At 74.3% G+C, this 5,405-nt stretch carries 2 pseudogenes; both read right to left on the bottom strand.

The features are described 5' to 3' along the window. Positions 1 to 3,494, bottom strand: a pseudogene (locus SACPADRAFT_RS27095) (beta-ketoacyl synthase N-terminal-like domain-containing protein); the annotation flags it as partial. A 53-nt stretch (positions 3,495 to 3,547) separates the two neighbouring features. Then, positions 3,548 to 5,338 (bottom strand): annotated as a pseudogene (locus SACPADRAFT_RS27090) (acyltransferase domain-containing protein); the annotation flags it as partial. Positions 5,339 to 5,405: the final 67 nt, after the last annotated feature.

Below are 5,405 nucleotides of genomic sequence, written 5' to 3'. Positions count from 1 at the left end.
GCGCCCAGCAGCGGGTGCCCGGTGGCGGCGAGTCCGGACGCGGCCACCTCGGTGGCACCGCGCGCGGGCCAGAAACGCTGCCGCTGGAACGGGTACGTGGGCAGGTCCGCCCGCCCGTCGCCGGGCAGGACCGCGGACCAGTCCGGGGTGAGGCCGCGGACGACGACCTCACCGAGAGACAGCAGCATCCGGTCGAGACCGCCGTGGTCGCGTTTGAGTGATCCGACGGCGACGACGTCCTCGGGCAGCGCCATGGTCAGCACCGGATGCGGGGAGCACTCGACGAACAGTCCGAACTCGTCGGTGACCAGCCGCTCCACCGCACCCGCGAAGTCCACGACCCCGCGCAGGTTGTCGAACCAGTACCCGGCATCCATCCCCGAGCCGTCCTCCACCCGCCCGGTCAGCGTCGAGTAGACCGGCACGGAACCCGCTCGCGGCCGCACGGGCTCCAGCTCCGCGAGCAGCTCGTCCCGCAGCTCGTCGACCTGCGCGGAGTGCGACGCGTAGTCCACCGGCACCCGCTTGGCCCGCACGTCCTCGGCTTCGCACGCCACCACGAACTCGTCCAGCGCGGCGGGCTGCCCGGACACCACCACCGCCGACGGCCCGTTCACCACGGCGACCGACAGCCGCTCCCCGAACGGTGCGATCCGCTCCCGAACCTCGGCCTCGCCCAGCGTGACCGACACCATGCCGCCCCGCCCGGCGAGCCGCCGCAGTGTCCGCGACCGCAGCGCGACGACCCGCGCGCCGTCCTCCAACGACAGCGCACCCGACACCACGGCGGCCGCGATCTCACCCTGCGAATGCCCCACCACGGCCGCGGGCTCCACACCCCACGACCGCCACACCGCCGCCAGCGAGACCATCACCGCCCACAGCACCGGCTGCACGACGTCCACCCGCTCCAGCAGCGCCGCATCCGCCAGTGCCTCCTCCAGCGACCAGTCCTTGAAGTGCGACAACGCCGCGTCGCAGTCGGCCAGCCGCGCCGCGAACACCTCGGACGATGCGGCCAGCTCCCGCGCCATGCCCGCCCACTGCGCCCCCTGACCGGGGAAGACGAACACGACCCGGCCGGGCTCGTCCGCCGTCCCGGTCACGACCGCCGGATGCGGCGTGCCGACAGCCAGCGCGGCCACACCCTCTTCGAGCGTCGCCGCATCGCCCACCACGACGGCCCGCGACGGCAGCGCGGTGCGCGTGAACACCAACGACCGCGCGACGTCCCCCGCATCCGCCGGCACCCCGGCCAGCTCGCCTGCCCTGGCGCGCACGGCCTCCGCCGACGCGCCCGACAGGAACCACGGCACCACGCCGGCAGGCTCGGACTCGGCGCTCTCCCCCACCGGGGCCTGCTCCAGCACCACGTGCGCGTTGGTGCCGCTCATCCCGAACGACGACACCCCGGCCCGGCGCCGCCGGTCGACCGACGGCCACTCACGGCGGGCGGTCACGACCTCGACAGCGCCCGCCGACCAGTCCACGCGCGGACTCGGCGCGTCCACGTGCAGGGTCGCGGGGAGTGTCCCGCGCTGCAGCGCGAGCAGCATCTTCATGACCCCGGCGACGCCCGCCGCCGCCTGAGTGTGGCCGATGTTGGACTTGAGGGAGCCCAGCAGCAGAGGCTGTGCCCGGTCCCCCCGATCGGCGCCGTAGGTGGCGAGCAACGCCTGCGCCTCGATGGGGTCGCCGAGTGCGGTTCCGGTGCCGTGCGCCTCGACGGCGTCCACATCGGCGGGGGTGAGCTGCGCGTTCTCCAGCGCCGCGCGGATGACGCGCCGTTGGGCGGGCCCGTTGGGCGCGGTCAGGCCGTTGGACGCGCCATCCTGATTGGTCGCGGAGCCACGCACGACGCCGAGGACCCGGTGCCCGAGCCGTCGGGCGTCGGACAGGCGCTCGACGAGCAACACGCCGACGCCCTCCCCCCAGCCGGTGCCGTCGGCCGCAGCCGCGAAGGGCTTGCATCGCCCGTCGGCGGCCAGCCCACGCTGCCGGGAGAACTCGGTGAACGCGGCGGGGCTGGCCATGACGGTCGCGCCGCCGGCGACGGCCAGGTCGCACTCGCCCGCGCGCAGTGCCTGGACCGCGAGGTGCAGCGAGACCAGTGAGGCCGAGCAGGCGGTGTCGACGGTGACGGCGGGTCCCTCGAGGCCGAACGTGTAGGCGAGGCGCCCGGACACGACGGACGCGGCGTTGCCGGTGGCGACGTACCCGCCGAGGTCGTCAGGGGCTCCGCGCAGGGCCTCGGGGTAGTCGTGGACGTTCGCGCCGATGTAGACGCCGGTGCGGCTTCCGCGCAGGCTCGCGGCGTCGAGTCCCGCGCGTTCGAAGACTTCCCAGGTGGTCTCGAGCAGCAGGCGCTGCTGCGGATCCATGGCCAGCGCCTCGCGGGGATGCACGCCGAACAGGCCCGCGTCGAACCCGGCGACGTCGTCGAGGAACGCGCCCTGGTGGGTGTACGAGGTGCCCGGGCTGTCCGGGTCCGGGTCGTAGAGAGCGTCGAGGTCCCAGCCGCGGTCGGTGGGGAAGTCGCCCACCGCGTCCTGCCCCTCGGCCAGCAACTCCCACAGCTGTTCGGGGCTGTGGACACCGCCGGGGAACCGGCAGGCCATGCCGACGATTGCTATGGGCTCGGACTGGGCGTCCTGCAGCGCGCGGTTGCGTCGGCGCAGCCGCTCGGCCTCTTTGACCGAAGCGCGGAGGGCCTCGAGGAGTTTGTCGTTCGACGTGGTCATGGTGCGCTCCTGGGCCGTCAGGCGTCCGTGTGGTCGATGGCGAGGCGGATCAGCCGGTCGGCGTCCATCTCGTCGATGTCGTCGAGGTCGCCGTCGGCGCCCTCCTCGGGCTCGTCCCCGCTTCCGCCCGGGTCGCGGGCGAGGTCGAGTAACGCATCGAGCAGCCCTGCCGCTCGGATGCGCTCGACCGGGATGGCCGTGACGAGCCGCTGCAGCTCCGCATCCCCGTCGCCGCGAGGGACCAGTCCGGCCAGCAGCTCGGTGGCCACCTCGGTGGGAGTGGGGTGGTCGAAGGCGAAGGTCGCGGGCAGGGCCAGGCCGGTGGCGGCGCGGAGCCGGTCCCGGAGCTGGACGGCGCTGAGCGAGTCGAACCCGAGGTCGCGGAACGAGCGGGTGCCCCCGACCTCGGACGGCGACTCGTGCCCGAGGACGTCGGCCGCGTGGCCGCGCACCAGCCGGACCAGGTGCGGCAGCCGCTCGGCCTCCGGGAGGGCGCGCAGCCGCGCGAGCAGGTCGGCCTCCGGCTCCGCCTGATCCCGCTCGTCCGGCGTGGGCACGAGTCCGCTGAGCAGCGGGCTGGGGCGGGCCGCCGTGAAGGTGTCGGTGAACCGGTTCCAGTCGACGTCGGCGATGACGACGACGCCGCGGGACCGCGCGGAGCGGCTCAGCGCCGTGATGGCGGTCGGCACGGCCAGAGGGCGCAGGCCGTGCCGTTCCAGGCCCGCGCCGTCGGCCATCCCCTCGCCGGCCCACGGACCCCAGGCGAGGGCGACACCGGGGTGTCCCTCCGCACGGCGGCGCTCGGCGAGCGCGTCGAGTTCGGCGTTGGCGGCGGCGTAGGCGGCCTGCTCACCACTGCCCCAGGCACTGGCCACCGACGAGAAGAGGACGAACGCCTCCAGATCGAGATCGCGGGTGAGCCGGTCGAGCAGCTGCGCACCCTCGGCCTTCGCGCGCAGCTCGGCGAAGTGGCCCGCATCGGCATCGGCCAGCGCGCGGTGCGCGGCGGTCCCGGCGGCGTGGACGACGGCGTCGGGCGGGTAGGCGGCGACGAGTTCGGCCATGGTCTCCTCGTCGGTGGCCTCGGCCCGCGCGAGGACCACCTCGACGCCGTGCTCTTCCAGTGCCCACAGCTCGCTCGCGTTCGGAGCCTCGGGCCCGCGCCTGCTCGTGAGCACGAGCCGTTCCGCGCCGGACCGGGCCGCCCACCGGGCGACCTCGGAGCCGAGGGCTCCGGTGCCGCCGGTGATCAGGACTGTGCCGCGTGGAGTCCACGGCGCGCCGTCGGTGGTCCGGTCGAGCCTGCGACACAGGACCTGGCCGTCGCGGACGGCGATCTGGTCCTCGGGACCGGGACGGAAGTCGTCGGGCACGTCGCCGTCGAGGAGCCCGCCCCACACCGCCGGGTGCTCCAACGCGGCGACCCGGCCCGCGGCCCAGACGGCGGCCTGCGCCGGGTCGGGGACCTCGGAGCCGGTCACGGCGACGGCATTGTGGGTCCGCACCCACACGGCGCCCTCGGTGGTGTCCCGGAGAACGTCCGCGAGTTCGGCGGCGGAGTCGACCGTGACGAGCCGGGCCTCACCCGCGGCGATCCGCTCGGCGAGGGTCGGGCCGGTGCCGGGCGAGGCCGGGCGCCAGGTGAGGTGGTAGGTCAAGCCGCTGTCGGTCTCGCCCTCGCTCTCCAGCCAGTACCGCTTGCGCTGGAAGGCGTAGGTGGGCACGGCGGTGGGCCGCACGCCCGGATAGAAGCCGTGCCAGTCGATCGTGGCGCCCCGCGCGTACAGCGAGGCGAGCGCGTCGAGCACACCCCCGACCTCGTCGGCCTTCCTCGACTGCGCGGGCACGCACCCGTCGACCACGGGGGTGAGACCGGCGTCGGGGCCGACTTCCAGGACGTGGGCGGCGTCGAGGCGGGCGGCGCCGTCGGCGAACCGGACGGTGCGGCGCACGTTGCCGACCCAGTAGGCGACGTGCGCCGGGTCCGCACCGTCCGCGACCGGCACGAACTCGACCGTCGGCTGCCTCAGCTCGACCCCGGCCACGACCGACTCGAAGTCGTCCAGTACCTCGTCCATGTGCGCTGAGTGGAACGCGTGACTCACATTGAGCAGCGACACCTTGATCCCCCGCTGCCGGTAGGTCTCCACCACGGCGGCCACCGCATCGGCATCACCGGACACCACCACCGACTCCGGCGCGTTGACCGCCGCCAGTTCCACCCCGGTGGGCAACTCCACGGCGTCCTCGGACACCGCGATCGCGGCCATCGCCCCCGGACTGGTCACAGCGCCCATCAGCGCACCACGCCGCACCACCAGCCGCGCCGCATCCTCCAACGAGAACACCCCCGCAGCCCACGCCGCCGCGATCTCCCCCACCGAATGCCCCATCACCACATCCGGCACCACACCCCACGACCCGAACAGCCGCACCAACGCCACCTCGAACGCGAAGATCGCCGGCTGCGCGAACCGCGTCTCCCCGACCCGAGACCCCTCGACCACCGCCTCGCGCACCTCGGCCGGAAACAACGCCAGCACCTCGTCCCACGCGGACGCGAACACCGGAAACGCGGCGGCCAACCCACGACCCATCCCCACCCGCTGCGAACCCTGACCCGTGAACACGAACGCCATCCGGCCCGTCGTCGCCTCCACCGCG

Origin of the sequence: Saccharomonospora iraqiensis subsp. paurometabolica YIM 90007 (assembly GCF_000231035.2) — a bacterium.
Lineage (GTDB): Bacteria > Actinomycetota > Actinomycetes > Mycobacteriales > Pseudonocardiaceae > Saccharomonospora > Saccharomonospora paurometabolica.
Note: the sequence above shows the minus strand (reverse complement) of the source record. Positions and strands in the feature narration are given on the sequence as shown.